3 protein-coding genes are annotated in these 2,676 nt (G+C 44.3%); all 3 read left to right on the top strand.

What is annotated here, in order from left to right:
* The first annotated feature begins 18 nt into the window (after positions 1 to 18).
* Positions 19 to 888 (top strand): IS1595 family transposase, encoded by an 870-nt coding sequence (locus QZ379_RS12250; protein WP_366933623.1) that lies wholly within the window; start codon positions 19 to 21, stop codon positions 886 to 888.
* A gap of 855 nt (positions 889 to 1,743) precedes the next feature.
* A complete protein-coding gene (locus QZ379_RS12255; protein WP_291565257.1) occupies positions 1,744 to 2,220 on the top strand; it encodes a hypothetical protein in 477 nt (158 codons plus the stop codon).
* 3 nt (positions 2,221 to 2,223) lie between these two features.
* The coding region (locus QZ379_RS12260; protein WP_291565260.1) for an HD domain-containing protein at positions 2,224 to 2,676 on the top strand (453 nt) is incomplete at its 3' end.

Genomic DNA, 2,676 nt, shown 5'->3' on the forward strand with positions numbered 1-2,676 from the left:
AAAAAGGGGAACATCATCATGGCACGTACAGCTGAGATTACTTTCAAAGAGTTTCGCCGTCGCTACAATACCGAGGACGCTTGCAGAGCAGAACTATTCCGCCTGCGCTTTCCCAATGGGTTTGTCTGCCCTAAGTGCGGCTGTGTGGAATACTATCCCGTTCATGGCCGCAACATTTATCAGTGCCGTTCCTGCCGGCACCAGATTTCTGTTACCGCAGGTACGGTTATGCGCCGTACCCATTTGCCTCTGACACTCTGGTTCTGGGCGATCTATCTGTGCGCAACGGACAAAAGAGGGATTTCCGCTGTTCAGCTAAGCCGCACACTGGGGATCTGTTATGACTCCGCGTGGCACCTATTGGATCGAATTCGTACCGCTATGGGTCAAAGAGACGAAAAATACTTGCTTTCCGGCATTGTAGAGTTGGATGACGGCTATGTTGGCGGACCTTCCCATAACGGCAAACGAGGTCGTGGTACGGATAAGGCCAAGATTGTGGTGGCCGTATCCAAAACCGCAAACAGTGCACCACTGTTTGCCAGGATGAAGGCAGTAGATAACGTACAGGGAAAGACTTTGCAGGAAATCATCGACCAGTATTTTGTGCCTAAAACGAAGGTAGAATGCGACAGTTACAAAAGCTACCTGAATCTGGAAGGTGTGGAACTGAACGCAAAGAAATACGAAACAGATGATCTGCATTGGGTACACAAGGCAATCAGTAATCTGAAAGCATTCCTTCAGGGAACATATCACGGAAGGTGCACCAAGCTCCAGGCATATCTGGACGAGTACTGTTTCCGTTTCAACCGCCGCATGACGGGCAATCAGATATTCCTGCGCTTGACCAGAGCTGTCGCTACATCTTGTAGCGTGCTGAGTTAAGTCGATAAGCATTTCAGAATATTATACGTAATATGTTGTTGCAAGGTTATGTGCAACTTTTTCCTGTTTTGAAGGGATGGATGAGAGGACTGATGTATAACTAAGTAAGCGGGAGAGACGAGCTGCGTGGTAAGGATAGGAATGTAGGTCTGCAGGACTTTGTTCCTGCTCTATCTGGTGAGAACCATTATTTAAGAACCGGGCCAACTAAGCAAAAAGTTGCGACAGTTCAACGGTAAGTACTGTCTCCCTCGTTCGGAGGTCGCGGATGCGATGGCGATTAGTACCGATACGACGCCTATCCACCGCATCTTTCCAAGTAGCGAGTTTGAGGAAATCGCCGATTATCTAAAGGACTTGATTATCGCGTTGACCTCTAGACAGTCTCTATTAACAAGCGTTCTGAGGGTAATACCCAAGTCGTAGACCAGGCCTCCTAGCGTCTATGCTTGAATCAAGAAGAATAATCTTGGTACTGTTGGAGTTTTTGTAATCTATAGCTTCGACAGCTTTCCCCACGTTCTGACCGTTAGCCTGACGAGACCTATCCTTGAAGATCTTCGCGAAAATGATTTTGAAACTGTTCTCAACCATATCGAGGCGTGTTATAAATAGCCTGATTGCGCAATCAGCGACAATCTTCTCTTATTCTTATAGAGATGGAGGGGATATGGGAAAAAATGAGGCCTGAACTATAGGATCTCCATCGCTTTTGCGCAGAGCTTTTGGCAGCTATCACAAAATTTGCTTTTTGTCAAGTGGAAATGTTGCATTTTTGAAACTGGAAGTGTATAATATATAGGCTTCCTTTGTGTAATGCGGGGTTATATTTATTAATTTTTAGGGGGAGTTATTATGGCAAACAGGTATCTGCTTCCTGTGTACAAAATATTGTACGGACGCAATTTTAGTTATTCTGACTTTGATCAGCGAATGGAAATGCAGAAAGCAGTATATTTGTTGCAGGATATGGGTGTTCCTATCGGCGATTACGGATTTAGATGGTACTTGCATGGACCCTATTCCCAGAGCTTGCAAGATGATATGCATTATGAAAGCGGGCGTGCCGCTACGACTTTGACATTGTCCAAGGAATACTCTGAAAGCATTGCTCGGTTGCACGATGTGATTCATTCAGAAGATGGAAAGGCCTATTCAGTTAGCAATTGGGTTGAATGTCTGGCATCTCTTCATTATCTGCATGAGAATCTGCTTAGTTTTGATGCGTCTGAAGAAGATGTTGTGCATGAACTTGAGAAAAGAAAACCGCACCTAGATGACCATAGTACGAATATATCCGCATATCGGTTGGTTGAGGGCCTTTTTTCCTAAATCATGACAAGTCAAATTAAATTTGTTGGGCAAATTCTTGATAATGTGCATGGATTTATTCCCTACACTGCAGCTGAGAAGAAAATCATGGAAACTCAGTTGTTTAAACGTTTGCAGAGTATTAAGCAGCTTAGTGTTGTTAATTGGGTCTATCCGGGTTCTGAGCATACTAGATTCATTCATTCTTTGGGCGTTATGCATATTGCTGATAAAATGGCGATTAGCTTGGACTTGGATGATAAGGACCGGAAAATTTTGCGGTTAGCCGGATTACTACATGATATCGGGCACTATCCTTTGTCCCATGTCTGTGAGATGCCCTATCGAAAACCGATGACACTTGAAGAACTACCGGATAATAAGTTTTGCAAAAATATCAATGAGAAAATGCGGGACAAGATCGACAGCTTTTCCATTGAAGCAAAGACAACATTGATGTCCAAGTCGATTGGTCGT

The sequence above is a fragment of the Bacteroides sp. genome, from assembly GCF_019417265.1.
Taxonomy (GTDB): Bacteria; Bacteroidota; Bacteroidia; order Bacteroidales; family Bacteroidaceae; genus Phocaeicola.

Excerpts from the sequence above, each read along its gene's own strand:
- QZ379_RS12255 (WP_291565257.1), top strand. The coding sequence starts at position 1,744 with ATGGCAAACAGGTATCTGCTTCCTGTGTACAAAATATTGTACGGACGC.
- QZ379_RS12250 (WP_366933623.1), top strand. The coding sequence starts at position 19 with ATGGCACGTACAGCTGAGATTACTTTCAAAGAGTTTCGCCGTCGCTAC.